At 73.4% G+C, this 361-nt stretch carries 1 protein-coding gene; it reads left to right on the forward strand.

The genetic code is table 11. From position 1 onward, the window contains the following. A partial coding sequence (locus ACR9ZJ_RS19420) for a hypothetical protein (protein ID WP_481288694.1) occupies positions 1-326 on the forward strand: 326 nt, incomplete at its 5' end. Positions 327-361: the final 35 nt, after the last annotated feature.

Consider the following 361-nt stretch of genomic DNA (forward strand, 5'->3'; position numbering starts at 1 on the left):
CGTTGACCACGACGCTGGGCGGTGCCGTGACGACCATCGGCAACGGTGCGACCGCGGCGGTCAATTCGGGCGGTGCGCTGTCCGGTGTCACCGGGGCTGTCAGCACGGTCGTCAATGGCGTCGCCGGCGTGACGGGTACCGGCACGACCAGCGGCGGAAGCACCGGTGGCACGGCTGGGCTTGGTGGCGTCGTCGGTGGCGTGACCAACACCGTGGGCGGTGTCGTCGGCGGCCTCGTCGGCGGTCTGACGGGTGGTGCCATCGGAGGCACGGCCGATGCCGATAACGGCGGCGCCTTGAAGGGCCTGTTCGGCAAGCGCCGCTAAGGCGGCAGAGCGGCGGCGGGGGGGGGGGGCGGGGG

Source organism: Luteibacter sp. KNZ12-1A (genome assembly GCF_056755675.1).